Source organism: Citrobacter sp. Cb031 (genome assembly GCF_030336725.1).
Taxonomy (GTDB): Bacteria; Pseudomonadota; Gammaproteobacteria; order Enterobacterales; family Enterobacteriaceae; genus Citrobacter; species Citrobacter braakii.
Window position 1 is genome coordinate 424,416 of the sequence record NZ_JAOWDA010000033.1, and the last position, 15,344, is coordinate 439,759.

A 15,344-nucleotide genomic window follows, 5' to 3' on the forward strand; every position below is an offset into this window, starting at 1 on the left:
CTCGCTAAGTGTTGAAAATTTCAGCATTCCCTTTCTCACCTGCAACCATCGTCACAGTTTGCCTCCTTATTAATCCCCCCTTCTGCGAAGCGTCCCGTTTCCCCATGCTCTACACTTCCAGTTCAACACCACACAGAGGGAAATACGATGTCGATGATAAAAAGCTACGCCGCAAAAGCGGCGGGCAGCGAACTCGAACTCTATGAATATGATGCGGGCGAGCTTAAGCCGGAAGATGTCGAAGTCCAGGTCGATTACTGCGGTATCTGCCATTCCGATTTGTCGATGATCGACAACGAATGGGGGTTCTCTCAGTATCCGCTGGTGGCCGGGCATGAGGTGATTGGTCGCGTGGCGGCGCTCGGCAGCGCGGCGCAAGATAAAGGTCTGAAGGTTGGTCAGCGTGTCGGCATTGGCTGGACGGCGCGCAGCTGCGGGCACTGTGACGCCTGTATCAGCGGCAATCAGATTAACTGTCTGGAAGGTTCCGTTCCCACTATTCTCAATCGCGGTGGCTTTGCCGAGAAGCTGCGGGCCGACTGGCAGTGGGTGATCCCGCTGCCGGAAAGCATCGATCTGGCGGCGGCGGGTCCCTTGTTGTGCGGCGGTATCACGGTGTTCAAACCGCTGCTGATGCACCATATCACCGCCACCAGCCGCGTTGGGGTGATCGGCATCGGCGGCCTGGGGCATATCGCCATTAAGCTGTTACACGCGATGGGGTGCGAAGTGACCGCGTTCAGCTCCAATCCGGCGAAAGAGCAGGAAGTGCTGGCTATGGGGGCGGATAAGGTGGTTAACAGCCGCGATCCGGATGCGCTAAAAGCGCTGGCGGGCCAGTTCGATCTCATTATTAACACGGTTAACGTCGATCTCGACTGGCAGCCTTATTTTGAAGCGCTGGCTTACGGCGGTAACTTCCATACTGTCGGCGCGGTGCTGAAGCCGCTGCCGGTGCCAGCGTTCACCTTAATTGCTGGCGATCGCAGCATCTCCGGTTCGGCAACCGGTACGCCGTTCGAACTGCGCAAGCTGATGAAGTTTGCCGGGCGCAGCAAGGTGTCGCCCACCACCGAACTGTACCCGATGTCGCAAATTAACGATGCTATCCAGCACGTGCGTGACGGCAAAGCCCGCTACCGCGTGGTGCTGAAAGCCGACTTCTGATGCAAGGCTCAGTCCCGCAAGGGGCTGGGCTTATTGCCCGTTACGAAACGCGAGCACCGCTTGGCGGCACTGTTCCGTCACATGCTCAATGTCATGGTTCACGTCGATGCGGGCAATATCACGTTCGTCCTCCTGCGGGCACTCCAGCGCATCGAACTGGCTTTTGAGTAATCCCACCGGCATAAAGTGGCCTGCCCGACGCTGCATGCGCGCCAGAATGGTCTCGTAATCGCCGTCCAGCCACAAAAAATGCACATTCGGACTGCCCTGCCGCAATATATCGCGATACTGTTTTTTTAATGACGAGCAGACAATAAACCCGGTCTCATTCTTTTTATATAAACTGTATGAAGCGTCATTTAATCGCGCTAACCACGGTAGTCGGTCTTCATCGGTTAATGGAATACCTTCAGACATTTTATCAATATTTTTGGCAGGATGGAGATCGTCACCATCAATGAATTTAGCCGATAATACCGCAGCAATTTTGCTGCCAATTAAAGATTTACCGCTACCCGAAACGCCCATCAAAATATAACTTTCCCCGGCCATTGAAAAAACTCCAGATTCATATTCCATGGCGCGATACTACGCCTTCCACATTGCAGAATTCACCTTTTTTCGGCGTGGCTGAGCAGATTTATAAGGCGCATCACGTTATGCGTAACATTGTAGTGTAACAATTTTCCAGCGTGATCTTTATCACAAATAATAACAATCAAAACCGTTTAAATGCTGCCGAGGTTACTACCTGACCAGTGAGGCATTTATGCAAGTCAAAACCCAATCCTGCGTTGTCGCGGGTAAGAAAACTGTTGCCGTTACCGACCAAAATATTGAATGGAATAATAAAGGAACGCTGGTACAAATTACCCGCGGCGGAATTTGTGGTTCCGACTTACATTATTATCAGGAAGGAAAAGTCGGTAATTTTACCGTTAAAGCACCGATGATTTTAGGCCATGAAGTTATTGGTAAAGTGGTGCACAGCGACTCAAAAGAATTACATGAAGGTCAGTCGGTGGCTATTAATCCGTCGAAGCCCTGTGGCCACTGTAAATACTGTCTGCAGCACGAAGAAAACCAGTGCACGGAAATGCGCTTTTTTGGCAGCGCCATGTATTTTCCCCACGTTGACGGCGGCTTTACCCGATTTAAAACCGTCGATACCGCGCAGTGCATCCCCTACCCCCAGCACGCCGATGAAAAAGTCATGGCCTTTGCCGAACCGCTGGCAGTCGCGATCCACGCCGCGCATGAAGCAGGAGACCTGCAGGGCAAGCGCGTGTTTATCTCCGGCGTGGGGCCTATCGGCTGCCTGATCGTCAGCGCGGTGAAAACGCTCGGCGCAGCAGAAATTGTCTGTGCTGATATCAGCCCGCGCTCGCTGTCGCTTGCCCAGCAGATGGGTGCTGACACGCTGATTAACCCGCAGCAGGACTCGCTCGATGAGTGGAAAAAAGAAAAAGGCTACTTCGACGTCAGCTTCGAAGTCTCTGGTCATCCGTCCTCAATCACCACCTGCCTGGAGGTCACCCGCGCGAAAGGCGTGATGGTGCAGGTCGGCATGGGCGGCGCGGTGCCGGACTTCCCGATGATGATGCTGATCGGCAAAGAGATCGCGCTCAAAGGCTCGTTCCGCTTTACCACCGAGTTCAACACCGCGGTGTCGTGGCTGGCGAATAACGTTATCGATCCGCTGCCATTACTCAGCGCCGAATATCCGTTTACCGAGCTTGAACAGGCGCTGATCTTTGCCGGGGATAAAACCCAGGCAGCGAAAGTCCAGCTCGTTTTTGCTGAAACAAAATAAGGAAGAACATAATGAACGATCTTTTTTCACTGGATGGAAAAAATATTCTGATCACCGGTTCGGCCCAGGGTATTGGTTATTTACTGGCGACCGGGCTGGGTAAATATGGCGCGCAGATTATCGTCAATGATATTACGCCGGAGCGCGCGGAGGCCGCCGTCGCCAAACTGCAACAGGAAGGGATCCGCGCCGTTGCCGCACCGTTCAATGTTACGCAGAAACAGGACATTGATGCCGCCATCGACCATATCGAAAAAGACATTGGCCCAATCGATGTACTGGTGAACAACGCCGGTATTCAGCGCCGCCATCCGTTTACCGAGTTCCCGGAGCAGGACTGGAACGATGTGATTGCCGTTAACCAGACGGCGGTGTTCCTGGTCTCGCAGGCAGTAACGCGTCGCATGGTGGAACGTCAGGCCGGGAAGGTCATCAACATCTGCTCCATGCAAAGCGAGCTGGGCCGCGACACCATCACGCCGTACGCCGCCTCGAAAGGCGCGGTGAAAATGCTCACCCGCGGTATGTGCGTTGAGCTGGCGCGCCACAATATCCAAGTCAACGGTATCGCACCGGGCTACTTCAAAACCGAGATGACCAAAGCGCTGGTCGAGGATGAAGCCTTCACCGCCTGGCTGTGCAAACGTACGCCAGCCGCGCGCTGGGGCGATCCGCAGGAGCTGATTGGCGCGGCGGTCTTCCTCTCTTCCAAAGCATCCGATTTTGTTAACGGGCACCTGTTGTTTGTCGATGGCGGCATGCTGGTCGCCGTCTGATACAACACAACGCAACATCACGCAGCGCCCAGGCGCTGCATTTTTGGCCACCCCTAAATAATTCGAGTTGCAGGATGGCGGCAAGTGAATGAACCCGATGAGCTTACTTGAGTAAGTGATTCGGGTGAGTGAGCGCAGCCAACACACCTGCAACTTGAAGTATGACGGGGATATAAGAGAAACGATTATGCCATTAATAATAATTGCGGCAGGCGTCGCGCTGCTCCTGGTCCTGATGATTGGTTTTAAAGTTAACGGCTTTATTGCTCTGGTCCTGGTGGCGGCGGTCGTCGGTTTTGCCGAAGGGATGGATGCCCAGGCCGTTTTGCACTCAATACAAAATGGGATCGGCGGGACGCTCGGCGGTCTGGCGATGATCCTTGGCTTCGGCGCAATGCTCGGTAAGCTGATTTCCGATACCGGCGCGGCTCAGCGCATCGCCACCACGCTGATTGGCACGTTTGGTAAGAAACGCGTGCAGTGGGCGCTGGTGATCACCGGTCTGGTGGTGGGTCTGGCGATGTTTTTCGAAGTCGGCTTTGTTCTGCTGCTGCCGCTGGTGTTTACGGTGGTGGCCTCTTCCGGCCTGCCGCTGCTATATGTTGGCGTCCCGATGGTAGCTGCGCTGTCCGTGACCCACTGTTTTCTGCCGCCGCATCCGGGGCCGACCGCGATTGCCACCATTTTCGAGGCTAATCTCGGCACCACCCTGCTGTACGGCTTTATTATTACTATCCCGACGGTGATTGTTGCCGGGCCGCTGTTTTCTAAGTTGCTGACCCGCTTTGAGAAAGCGCCGCCGGAAGGGTTATTCAACCCGCATCTGTTCACCGAAGAAGAGATGCCGTCATTCTGGAATAGTATCTTTGCCGCAGTAATCCCGGTGATACTGATGGCGGTCGCCGCAGTGTGCGAAATCACGCTGCCGAAAACCAACAGCGTACGGGTGTTCTTTGAGTTTATCGGTAACCCTGCCGTCGCGTTGTTTATCGCTATCGTGCTCGCCATTTTTACCCTTGGTCGACGTAACGGACGTACGATCGAGCAAATTATGGATATCATTGGCGACTCTATCGGTGCGATTGCGATGATTGTGTTTATCATCGCCGGGGGCGGCGCGTTTAAGCAGGTTCTGGTCGACAGCGGCGTCGGGCAATATATCTCGCACCTGATGACCGGCACGTCGCTTTCTCCGTTGCTGATGTGCTGGACGGTCGCCGCCTTGCTGCGTATCGCGCTCGGTTCAGCCACCGTGGCGGCGATCACCACCGCAGGCGTGGTACTGCCGATTATTAACGTCACCCACGCCGACCCGGCGCTGATGGTGCTGGCTACCGGCGCGGGCAGCGTGATTGCCTCCCACGTTAACGATCCGGGATTCTGGCTGTTTAAAGGCTATTTTAATCTCAGCGTCGGGGAAACGTTGCGTACCTGGACGGTAATGGAGACGCTGATTTCCATTATGGGGCTGCTGGGGGTTCTGGCGCTGAACGCCATTCTGCATTAAGACGGTCATCACCGGGGAGCACAGATCCGCGCTCCCCGGCACTGGAGAGAAAATGAGGAACCACAGAATTTCTTTGCAAGACATCGCCACGCTGGCGGGCGTGACCAAAATGACGGTGAGCCGCTACATTCGCTCGCCAAAAAAGGTCGCAAAAGAAACCGGCGAACGCATCGCGCAGATTATGGAGGAGATTAATTACATCCCCAACCGCGCGCCCGCGATGCTGCTGAATGCGCAAAGCTATACGCTTGGTGTGCTGATCCCCTCGTTTCAAAACCAGCTGTTCGCTGACATTCTGGCCGGCATTGAGTCGGTCACCTCGGACCATAACTATCAGACGCTGATCGCCAACTACAATTACGACCGGGAATCCGAGGAAGAGTCGGTGATCAACCTGCTGTCGTATAATATCGACGGCATTATCCTGTCCGAGAAATATCACACCCTGCGCACGGTGAAGTTTCTGCGTTCAGCCAACATTCCGGTGGTGGAGCTGATGGATATTCAGGGCGATCGTCTGGACATGGAAGTAGGCTTCGATAACCGTCAGGCGGCGTTTGATATGGTCAGCACCATGCTGGATAAACGCCAGCGGCGCAAAATCCTCTATCTCGGTTCGAAAGACGACGTCCGCGATGAACAGCGCTATCGCGGCTATTGCGATGCCATGACGCGCCGGGATCTGGTGCCGCTGCGCGTCAATCCGCGTTCTATTTCGTCCATCCATCTCGGCACCCAGATGATGCGGGACGCGCTCGCCGCGCATCCGAATTTAGACGGCGTTTTTTGCACCAACGACGATATTGCGATGGGCGCGCTGCTGCTGTGCCGCGAGCGCGATCTGGCCGTTCCGGAACAGATCTCGATTGCCGGTTTTCACGGGCTGGAAATGGGCAGGCAGATGATCCCAAGCCTCGCCAGCGTGATCACCCCGCGTTTTGACATTGGCCGCATGGCAGCGCAGATGTTGCTGAGCAAAATCAAGAACAACGACCATAACCACAACACCGTGGATTTGGGGTACCAGATTTATCACGGCAATACGCTTTAAGTCATTTTCTCTGGCCATCGCATACTCTCTTTGATGGACATTGCCTATACTCCAGGCAAGATAAATGGAGGAAATCTCAATGAGCGCACCCCTGCTAATTGCCCGCACGCCGGACACCGAACTGTTTTTACTGCCAGGCATGGCCAACCGTCACGGACTGATTACCGGCGCTACCGGGACCGGTAAAACCGTCACGCTACAGAAGCTGGCCGAATCGCTGTCTGAAATTGGCGTACCGGTATTTATGGCCGATGTGAAAGGCGACTTAACCGGCGTGGCCGAGGAAGGGCAGGCCTCTGAAAAGCTGCTCGCCCGCCTGAAAAATATCGGCATTACCGACTGGCAACCGCATGCTAATCCGGTCACGGTGTGGGATATCTTCGGCGAAAAAGGTCACCCCGTGCGGGCCACGGTATCTGACCTCGGCCCGCTGCTGCTGGCCCGTTTGCTGAACCTCAACGACGTACAGTCCGGCGTGCTGGATATTATCTTCCGCATTGCCGATGACCAGGGTCTGCTGCTGCTCGATTTCAAAGACCTGCGAGCCATTACCCAGTACATCGGCGATAACGCCAAATCCTTCCAGAATCAATATGGCAATATCAGCAGCGCCTCGGTCGGGGCAATCCAGCGTGGACTGCTGTCGCTGGAGCAACAGGGGGCGGCGCACTTCTTTGGCGAACCGATGCTGGACATCAAAGACTGGATGCGAACTGACGCCAGCGGCAAAGGGATGATCAACATCCTCAGCGCAGAGAAGCTCTACCAGATGCCCAAACTGTACGCCGCCAGCCTGCTGTGGATGCTCTCCGAACTGTACGAACAGCTGCCGGAAGCAGGCGATCTGGAGAAGCCAAAACTGGTGTTCTTCTTCGATGAAGCTCACCTGCTGTTCAACGACGCTCCGCAGGTGCTGCTGGATAAAATCGAACAGGTGATCCGCCTGATCCGCTCGAAAGGGGTCGGCGTGTGGTTCGTCTCGCAAAACCCGTCAGATATTCCAGACAACGTGCTCGGTCAGTTGGGGAACCGCGTGCAGCACGCCCTGCGCGCGTTCACACCGAAGGATCAGAAAGCGGTGAAAACCGCCGCGCAAACCATGCGCGCCAACCCGGCATTTGATACCGAAAAAGCCATTCAGGAACTGGGAACCGGCGAGGCGCTGGTGTCGTTTCTGGACGCCAAAGGCAGCCCTTCGGTGGTTGAACGGGCGATGGTGATTGCGCCGTGCTCGCGGATGGGACCAGTGACGGATGACGAGCGTAACGGGCTGATTAATCACTCCTCGCTGTACGGTAAATATGAAGAACAGATCGACCGCGAGTCCGCCTATGAGCGTTTACAGCAAGGCGTGCAGGCCAGCACCGAGCAGCAAAATACACCTCCCGCCAACGGTAAAGCGATCGATGTGGACGGCGGTATTCTCGGTGGATTGAAGGATATTCTGTTTGGCAGCACCGGACCTCGCGGCGGCAAGCGCGATGGCGTGGTACAAAGCGTGGCGAAAAGCGCGGCGCGACAGGTCACCAATCAGATAATCCGCGGCATGTTGGGGAGTTTGATGGGCGGGAGAAAACGCTAGCAGGAAGGCGCCCCTCCCGCACAGCGGGAGGGGCGAATATCAGGACTTACGCAGCATCAGCCACAGGCTTATCAGGAAGAAGCTGGCGCTTGGCAGCAACGCGCCGATAATCGGCGGAATGCCGTACACCAGCGTCAGCGGGCCAAAGATTTGGTCCAGCACATAGAACACAAAGCCGAAGCTAATCCCTGTCACCACGCGCACGCCCATCGGGACGCTACGCAGCGGACCAAAGATAAACGACAGCGCCATCAGCATCATTACCGCTACAGACAGCGGCTGGAAGACTTTGCTCCACATATTGAGCTGGTAGCGTCCAGCGTCCTGGCCGCTCGACTTCAGGTACTTCACGTAGTTATGCAGACCACTAATCGAGAGCGCATCAGGATCCAACGCCACGACGCCGAGCTTGTCGGGTGTAAGGTTGGTTTTCCAGGTGCCGCTCACCGTCTGCGAGCCGGTGATTTGCTTCGGATCGGTCAGGTTGGATTCATCCACCTGCGACAAACGCCAGACCTTCTGCTCCGGGTCAAACGTCGCGCTTGCGGCATAACGGACGGACTGCAAACGGCGCTTGTCGTTAAAGGAGTAGATGCTAATTCCGCCTAACTCGGCGTCACCTTTCACCCGCTCAATGTAGACAAAGCTGTCGCCATCTTTCGCCCACAAACCTTGCTGGGTCGAGAGCAGCGAACCGCCGTACATCTGCTGCGCACGGTAGTTACGCGCCATCTGTTCGCCCTGCGGCGCCACCCATTCGCCGATGGCCATCGTCAGCAACACCAGCGGAATCGCGGTTTTCATCACCGACAACGCCACCTGCATACGGGTAAAGCCAGAAGCCTGCATGACCACCAGTTCACTGCGCTGCGCCAGCATGCCCAGCCCCAGCAAAGCACCCAGCAGCGCCGCCATCGGGAAGAAGATCTGGATATCTTTCGGCGCGCTGAGCAGGGTATACAGCCCGGCGCCCATCGCATCGTAGCTCCCCTGCCCGGCTTTTTTCAGCTGGTCGACAAACTTGATGATCCCGGAGAGCGACACCAGCATGAACAACGTCATCATGATGGTGGTGAAAATGGTTTTACCGATATAGCGGTCAAGTACACCAAAAGGCTGCATTATACCGCTCCTTTACGCATAAAACGGGCACGTAAGCGGCGCATCGGCACCGTATCCCAGAGGTTAAGCACAATCGCCAGCGCCAGATACGCCAGGTTAACCGTCCACATCCAGAACACCGGATCCAGCTTGCCTTTGCCGCCATTCGACTTCAGCGATGTCTGAACCAGGAAGAACAGCAAATAAAGCAGCATTGCTGGCAGCATGGACAGTACGCGACCCTGACGCGGGTTCACCACGCTCAGCGGTACAACCATCAGCGCCATCATAAATACGGTGAATACTAACGTGATACGCCAGGTCAGCTCCGCACGGGCGCGATCGGTGTCGGTCGTCCATAGCGTACGCATGGTCATCTGGTCGGTATCGTTTGGATCCAGCGCCACGGCCTGATGACCGATAATCGCCTGATAATTCTGGAAGTCGGTAATGCGGAAATCGCGCAGCAGCGCGGTCCCTTCAAAACGCGTCCCCTGGTTCAGCGTCACGACCTGAGAGCCATCGCGCAATTGAGTAAGATGACCGGAGTCCGCTACCACCACCGAAGGACGGGCGTTACCTTTCGGGCGGATTTGCGCGAGGAACACATCGTTGAAGTTACTGCCGTCAACGCTTTCAATAAACAGCACCGAACCGCCGTTAGTGGCCTGCTGGAATTGCCCCTGAGCAAGCGCCGCCATACCGGGGTTCGCTTTCGCCTCCGCCAGGACTTCGTCCTGATGTCTGGAGGACCACGGTCCGGCCCACATCACGTTGACCGCCGCAATAATACTGGTAAACAGCGCCAGCACCATCGCCGCTTTTACTAAGACAGCCTTGCTCAGCCCGCAGGCGTGCATGACCGTAATTTCACTTTCGGTATACAGTTTGCCCAGCGTCATCAGCAGCCCGAGGAACAGGCTTAATGGCAAGATAAGTTGCGCCATTTCTGGCACGCCCAGCCCCAGCAGCGAGAGCACCAGATTCGCCGGGATATCACCGTCAACCGCCGCACCAAGGATCCTGACTAACTTTTGACAAAAGAAGATCAAAAGCAGGATGAATAGGATCGCAAGTTGGCTTTTGAGCGTTTCCCGAACCAGATATCTTATGATTATCACTTTAAATACGCCCGTAAAAACCCGTCTTTTGCCGGAATTTAGCTTGTTTCATGGCTTAAACGTCATTTATTCTCTTGAGTCGTCGAAATCGTCGCTAAGATCATTATACTCAACGGATCCACCTCTCAGAAATTGTTCTGACGTGCCAATGCCGTAATAACGTTAAGATTAACACGAAGTCACCGCAACAGCGGGTATGAGTTACGAAAGCTTGCAATTCTATCCGTAGCCACCGCCGTTGTCTTTAAGATTCAGGAGCGTAGTGCATGGAGTTCAGTGTAAAAAGCGGTAGCCCGGAGAAACAGCGGAGTGCGTGCATCGTCGTGGGTGTCTTTGAACCACGCCGTCTCTCTCCGATTGCAGAGCAGCTCGACAAGATCAGCGACGGGTACATCAGCGCACTGCTGCGTCGTGGCGAACTGGAAGGCAAACCAGGTCAAACCCTGTTGCTGCACCATGTTCCTAACGTTCTGTCTGAGCGAATTCTCCTCATTGGTTGTGGCAAAGAGCGCGAGCTTGATGAGCGCCAGTACAAGCAGGTCATTCAGAAAACCATCAATACGCTGAATGATACTGGCTCAATGGAAGCCGTCTGCTTCCTGACTGAGCTGCACGTCAAAGGGCGCAATAACTACTGGAAAGTGCGTCAGGCCGTTGAGACAGCACAGGAAACGCTGTACAGCTTTGATCAACTGAAGACCAACAAAAGCGAGCCGCGTCGTCCGCTGCGTAAAATGGTCTTCAACGTACCGACCCGCCGGGAACTGACCAGCGGTGAGCGTGCGATCCAGCACGGCCTGGCGATCGCCGCCGGCATTAAAGCAGCAAAAGATCTCGGCAACATGCCGCCGAACATCTGTAACGCCGCCTACCTCGCCTCTCAGGCGCGCCAACTGGCAGACAGCTACAGCAAAAATGTTGTAACCCGCGTGATCGGCGAGCAGCAGATGAAAGAGCTGGGCATGCACTCTTATCTGGCCGTCGGTCACGGCTCGCAGAATGAGTCGCTGATGTCGGTCATCGAGTACAAAGGCAATCCATCCGAAGACGCGCGTCCGATCGTGCTGGTCGGTAAAGGGTTAACCTTTGACTCCGGCGGTATCTCCATCAAACCTGCCGAAGGCATGGATGAGATGAAATACGACATGTGCGGCGCGGCAGCGGTATATGGCGTGATGCGCATGGTGGCCGAGCTTCAACTGCCAATCAACGTCGTCGGCGTGCTGGCAGGCTGCGAAAATATGCCGGGTGGCCGCGCGTATCGCCCAGGCGACGTGCTGACCACCATGTCTGGTCAGACCGTTGAAGTTCTCAATACCGATGCCGAAGGCCGTCTGGTCCTGTGCGACGTATTAACCTACGTCGAGCGCTTTGAGCCAGAAGCGGTGATTGACGTCGCAACCCTGACAGGCGCGTGCGTGATTGCGCTGGGCCATCACATCACTGGCCTGATGTCGAACCACAACCCGCTGGCGCATGAGCTGATCGGTGCATCCGAACAGGCTGGCGACCGCGCGTGGCGTTTGCCGCTGGGCGATGAATACCAGGAGCAGCTAGAGTCCAACTTTGCGGATATGGCGAACATCGGCGGACGTCCTGGCGGCGCCATTACCGCGGGCTGCTTCCTGTCACGCTTTACCCGTAAGTACAACTGGGCTCACCTCGATATCGCCGGTACCGCATGGCGTTCAGGGAAAGCCAAAGGCGCAACCGGTCGTCCGGTGGCGCTGCTGTCGCAGTTCCTGCTCAATCGTGCCGGTTTTAACGGCGAAGAGTAAGGCGGTAAGCACAAGCAATAAGACCCGTAGGCCGGATAAGCGCAACGCCATCCGGCCTACGGTTGTGCATCATGGCAACGCATTTAAATTCACCAGAAGAAGCCCCATATATGAGAAACGCAACTTTCTATCTTCTGGACAATGACACGCAACACGATGGCTTGAGCGCCGTCGAGCAGTTGGTGTGTGAAATTGCCGCAGAACGTTGGCGTGCTGGCAAGCGCGTGCTGATCGCCTGCGAAAACGAAAAGCAGGCTCTTCGACTGGATGAAGCCCTGTGGGCAAGACCGGCAGAAAGCTTTGTTCCGCATAATCTGGCAGGTGAAGGCCCCAGAGGCGGCGCACCGGTAGAGATTGCCTGGCCGGAGAAACGCAACAGCAGCCCGCGCGACCTGCTTATCAGTTTGCGCGTTGGCTTTGCAGATTTTGCCACCGCTTTCACAGAAGTGATAGACTTCGTTCCTTACGAAGATTCTTTGAAACAATCGGCACGCGATCGCTACAAAGCTTACCGCGTGGCTGGTTTTAACCTGAATACGGCAACCTGGAAATAATGGAAAAGACATACAACCCACAAGATATCGAACAGCCGCTTTACGAGCACTGGGAAAAGCAGGGCTATTTCAAACCTAACGGCGATGAAAGCAAAGAGTCCTTCTGCATCATGATCCCGCCGCCGAACGTCACCGGCAGTTTGCATATGGGTCATGCTTTCCAGCAAACCATCATGGATACCATGATCCGCTACCAGCGCATGCAGGGTAAAAACACCCTGTGGCAGGCCGGTACCGATCACGCGGGTATCGCAACCCAGATGGTGGTTGAACGTAAGATTGCCGCTGAAGAAGGTAAAACCCGCCACGACTACGGTCGCGAAGCGTTTATCGACAAAATCTGGCAGTGGAAAGCGGAATCCGGCGGCACCATCACCCGCCAGATGCGCCGTCTCGGCAACTCCGTTGACTGGGAGCGCGAGCGCTTCACCATGGACGAAGGTCTTTCCAATGCCGTGAAAGAAGTCTTCGTTCGCCTGTACAAAGAAGACCTGATTTATCGTGGCAAGCGCCTGGTGAACTGGGACCCGAAACTGCGCACCGCGATTTCCGACCTGGAAGTGGAAAACCGCGAGTCGAAAGGCTCAATGTGGCACATCCGCTATCCGCTGGCCGACGGCGCGAAAACCGCTGATGGTAAAGATTACCTGGTCGTCGCCACCACCCGTCCGGAAACCGTACTGGGCGATACCGGCGTGGCCGTCAACCCGGAAGATCCGCGTTATAAAGATCTGATTGGCAAGTTTGTTGTTCTGCCGCTGGTTAACCGCCGCATTCCCATCGTCGGCGATGAACACGCTGATATGGAAAAAGGCACCGGCTGCGTGAAGATCACCCCGGCGCACGACTTTAACGACTACGAAGTCGGGAAACGTCACGGCCTGCCGATGATCAATATTCTGACCTTTGACGGCGACATCCGTGAAACCGCGGAAGTGTACGACACCAAAGGCGAAGAGTCCGACGTTTATTCCAATGAAATCCCGGCTGAGTTCCAGAAGCTGGAGCGCTTTGCCGCGCGTAAAGCGGTGGTTGCCGCCGTTGATGCGCTGGGCCTGCTGGAAGAAATTAAACCGCACGACCTGACCGTACCTTACGGCGACCGTGGCGGCGTGGTTATTGAACCGATGCTGACCGACCAGTGGTACGTCCGTGCCGACGTGCTGGCGAAACCGGCGGTTGAAGCGGTTGAAAACGGCGACATTCAGTTCGTACCGAAGCAATACGAAAACATGTACTTCTCCTGGATGCGCGATATTCAGGACTGGTGTATTTCCCGTCAGCTGTGGTGGGGTCACCGTATCCCGGCATGGTATGACAACGACGGCAACGTCTACGTTGGCCGTACAGAAGACGAAGTGCGTCAGGAAAACAACCTCGGTGCCGACGTTCAGCTTCGCCAGGACGAAGACGTACTCGATACCTGGTTCTCCTCCGCACTGTGGACCTTCTCTACCCTGGGCTGGCCGGAAAACACCGACGCGCTGCGTCAGTTCCACCCAACCAGCGTGATGGTTTCCGGTTTCGACATCATCTTCTTCTGGATTGCCCGCATGATCATGATGACCATGCACTTCATCAAAGATGAAAACGGCAAGCCGCAGGTGCCGTTTAAGACCGTCTACATGACCGGTCTGATCCGCGACGACGAAGGCCAGAAGATGTCCAAATCCAAGGGCAACGTCATTGACCCGCTGGATATGGTCGACGGTATCTCCCTGGCAGAACTGCTGGAGAAACGTACCGGCAACATGATGCAGCCGCAGCTGGCCGAGAAGATAGCCAAGCGTACCGAGAAGCAGTTCCCGGACGGCATCGAGCCGCACGGCACCGACGCACTGCGCTTCACCCTGGCGGCGCTGGCCTCTACCGGTCGCGACATCAACTGGGATATGAAGCGTCTGGAAGGTTACCGTAACTTCTGTAACAAGCTGTGGAACGCCAGCCGCTTTGTGCTGATGAACACCGAAGACCAGGATTGCGGCTTCAACGGCGGCGAAATGACCCTGTCGCTGGCGGATCGCTGGATCCTTGCTGAATTCAACCAGACCATCAAAGCGTACCGCGAAGCGCTGGACAACTTCCGCTTCGACATCGCCGCGGGCATTCTGTACGAATTCACCTGGAACCAGTTCTGCGACTGGTATCTGGAGCTGACCAAGCCGGTAATGAACGGCGGTTCCGAGTCTGAACTGCGCGGCACCCGCAATACGCTGGTCACCGTTCTGGAAGGTCTGCTGCGCCTGGCGCATCCGATCATCCCGTTCATCACCGAGACCATCTGGCAGCGCGTGAAGGTGATTTCCGGTATTACCGCCGACACCATCATGCTGCAGCCGTTCCCGGAATATAACGCCGCACAGGTTGATGAAGCCGCACTGGCTGATACCGAATGGCTGAAGCAGGCGATCGTTGCCGTACGTAACATCCGTGCGGAAATGAACATCGCCCCAGGTAAACCGCTCGAACTGCTGCTGCGCGGTTGCAGCGCTGATGCGATGCGCCGTGTGAACGATAACCGCAGCTTCCTGCTGAACCTGGCGCGTCTGGAAAGCATCACCGTACTGCCAGCCGATGACAAAGGTCCAGTCTCCGTGACCAAAATCATCGACGGCGCCGAGCTGCTGATCCCGATGGCTGGCCTCATCAATAAAGAAGATGAGCTGGCGCGTCTGGCGAAAGAAGTGGCGAAAATCGAAGGTGAGATTGCCCGTATCGAAGGCAAACTTTCCAACGAAGGTTTCGTTGCTCGCGCACCGGAAGCAGTTATCGCCAAAGAGCGTGAGAAGCTGGACGGTTATGCGGAAGCGAAAGCGAAGCTGATTGAGCAGCAGGCGGTCATCGCCGCGCTGTAATTGCCGTTGACGTTATACACGTATTAAAGGCCGGAGCAT

At 55.7% G+C, this 15,344-nt stretch carries 13 protein-coding genes; 9 read left to right on the forward strand and 4 right to left on the reverse strand.

Going from position 1 to position 15,344, the window contains the following annotated elements:
• The first annotated feature begins 147 nt into the window (after nucleotides 1-147).
• Nucleotides 148-1,167 (forward strand): NADPH-dependent aldehyde reductase Ahr, encoded by a 1,020-nt coding sequence (ahr, locus tag OGV93_RS15705; RefSeq protein WP_016155584.1) that lies wholly within the window; start codon nucleotides 148-150, stop codon nucleotides 1,165-1,167.
• A gap of 30 nt (nucleotides 1,168-1,197) precedes the next feature.
• On the opposite strand, the gene idnK is transcribed toward ahr, so the two are convergent.
• A complete protein-coding gene (idnK, locus tag OGV93_RS15710; protein ID WP_047358547.1) occupies nucleotides 1,198-1,719 on the reverse strand; it encodes a gluconokinase in 522 nt (173 codons plus the stop codon).
• Nucleotides 1,720-1,936: 217 nt separating this feature from the next.
• Here idnK and idnD point away from each other — a divergent pair, with 217 nt between their 5' ends.
• From idnD to OGV93_RS15735, 5 genes are all read left to right on the forward strand, one after another.
• Nucleotides 1,937-2,980 (forward strand): L-idonate 5-dehydrogenase, encoded by a 1,044-nt coding sequence (gene idnD / locus OGV93_RS15715; protein WP_137380172.1) that lies wholly within the window; start codon nucleotides 1,937-1,939, stop codon nucleotides 2,978-2,980.
• A gap of 11 nt (nucleotides 2,981-2,991) precedes the next feature.
• The gene (idnO, locus tag OGV93_RS15720) at nucleotides 2,992-3,756 is read left to right on the forward strand and encodes a gluconate 5-dehydrogenase (RefSeq protein WP_016151510.1); all 765 of its coding nucleotides are present in this window, start codon (nucleotides 2,992-2,994) and stop codon (nucleotides 3,754-3,756) included.
• A 187-nt stretch (nucleotides 3,757-3,943) separates the two neighbouring features.
• Nucleotides 3,944-5,263, forward strand: coding sequence for a gnt-II system L-idonate transporter (gene idnT / locus OGV93_RS15725; protein WP_016155581.1), 1,320 nt, complete (start codon nucleotides 3,944-3,946; stop codon nucleotides 5,261-5,263).
• Between the two features lie 52 nt (nucleotides 5,264-5,315).
• The gene (gene idnR / locus OGV93_RS15730; protein ID WP_287109742.1) at nucleotides 5,316-6,314 is read left to right on the forward strand and encodes a DNA-binding transcriptional regulator IdnR; all 999 of its coding nucleotides are present in this window, start codon (nucleotides 5,316-5,318) and stop codon (nucleotides 6,312-6,314) included.
• A gap of 79 nt (nucleotides 6,315-6,393) precedes the next feature.
• Complete coding sequence (locus OGV93_RS15735) at nucleotides 6,394-7,896, forward strand: helicase HerA-like C-terminal domain-containing protein (RefSeq protein ID WP_016151507.1); 1,503 nt, start codon at nucleotides 6,394-6,396, stop codon at nucleotides 7,894-7,896.
• Nucleotides 7,897-7,935: 39 nt separating this feature from the next.
• On the opposite strand, the gene lptG is transcribed toward OGV93_RS15735, so the two are convergent.
• The 3 genes from lptG to OGV93_RS15750 all read right to left on the reverse strand — a co-directional run bounded on the left by lptG (nucleotide 7,936) and on the right by OGV93_RS15750 (nucleotide 10,231).
• The gene (gene lptG / locus OGV93_RS15740; RefSeq protein WP_008786067.1) at nucleotides 7,936-9,018 is read right to left on the reverse strand and encodes an LPS export ABC transporter permease LptG; all 1,083 of its coding nucleotides are present in this window, start codon (nucleotides 9,016-9,018) and stop codon (nucleotides 7,936-7,938) included.
• A complete protein-coding gene (gene lptF / locus OGV93_RS15745) occupies nucleotides 9,018-10,118 on the reverse strand; it encodes an LPS export ABC transporter permease LptF (RefSeq protein WP_016151506.1) in 1,101 nt (366 codons plus the stop codon). The genes lptG and lptF overlap by 1 nt, the downstream gene beginning before the upstream one ends.
• Before the next feature lie 62 nt (nucleotides 10,119-10,180).
• Nucleotides 10,181-10,231 carry a hypothetical protein gene (locus OGV93_RS15750; protein WP_212723231.1) on the reverse strand — a complete coding sequence of 17 codons (51 nt, stop codon included), beginning with the start codon at nucleotides 10,229-10,231 and terminating at the stop codon, nucleotides 10,181-10,183.
• 153 nt (nucleotides 10,232-10,384) lie between these two features.
• Here OGV93_RS15750 and pepA point away from each other — a divergent pair, with 153 nt between their 5' ends.
• The 3 genes from pepA (at nucleotide 10,385) to OGV93_RS15765 (ending at nucleotide 15,305) form a co-directional block, all read left to right on the forward strand.
• Nucleotides 10,385-11,896, forward strand: a complete 1,512-nt coding sequence (pepA, locus tag OGV93_RS15755) for a leucyl aminopeptidase (RefSeq protein WP_003025870.1) — start codon at nucleotides 10,385-10,387, stop codon at nucleotides 11,894-11,896.
• Nucleotides 11,897-12,006: 110 nt separating this feature from the next.
• Nucleotides 12,007-12,450, forward strand: coding sequence for a DNA polymerase III subunit chi (gene holC, locus OGV93_RS15760; RefSeq protein ID WP_016151505.1), 444 nt, complete (start codon nucleotides 12,007-12,009; stop codon nucleotides 12,448-12,450).
• Nucleotides 12,450-15,305 (forward strand): valine--tRNA ligase, encoded by a 2,856-nt coding sequence (locus OGV93_RS15765; RefSeq protein ID WP_016151504.1) that lies wholly within the window; start codon nucleotides 12,450-12,452, stop codon nucleotides 15,303-15,305. The genes holC and OGV93_RS15765 overlap by 1 nt, the downstream gene beginning before the upstream one ends.
• Nucleotides 15,306-15,344 lie beyond the last annotated feature (39 nt).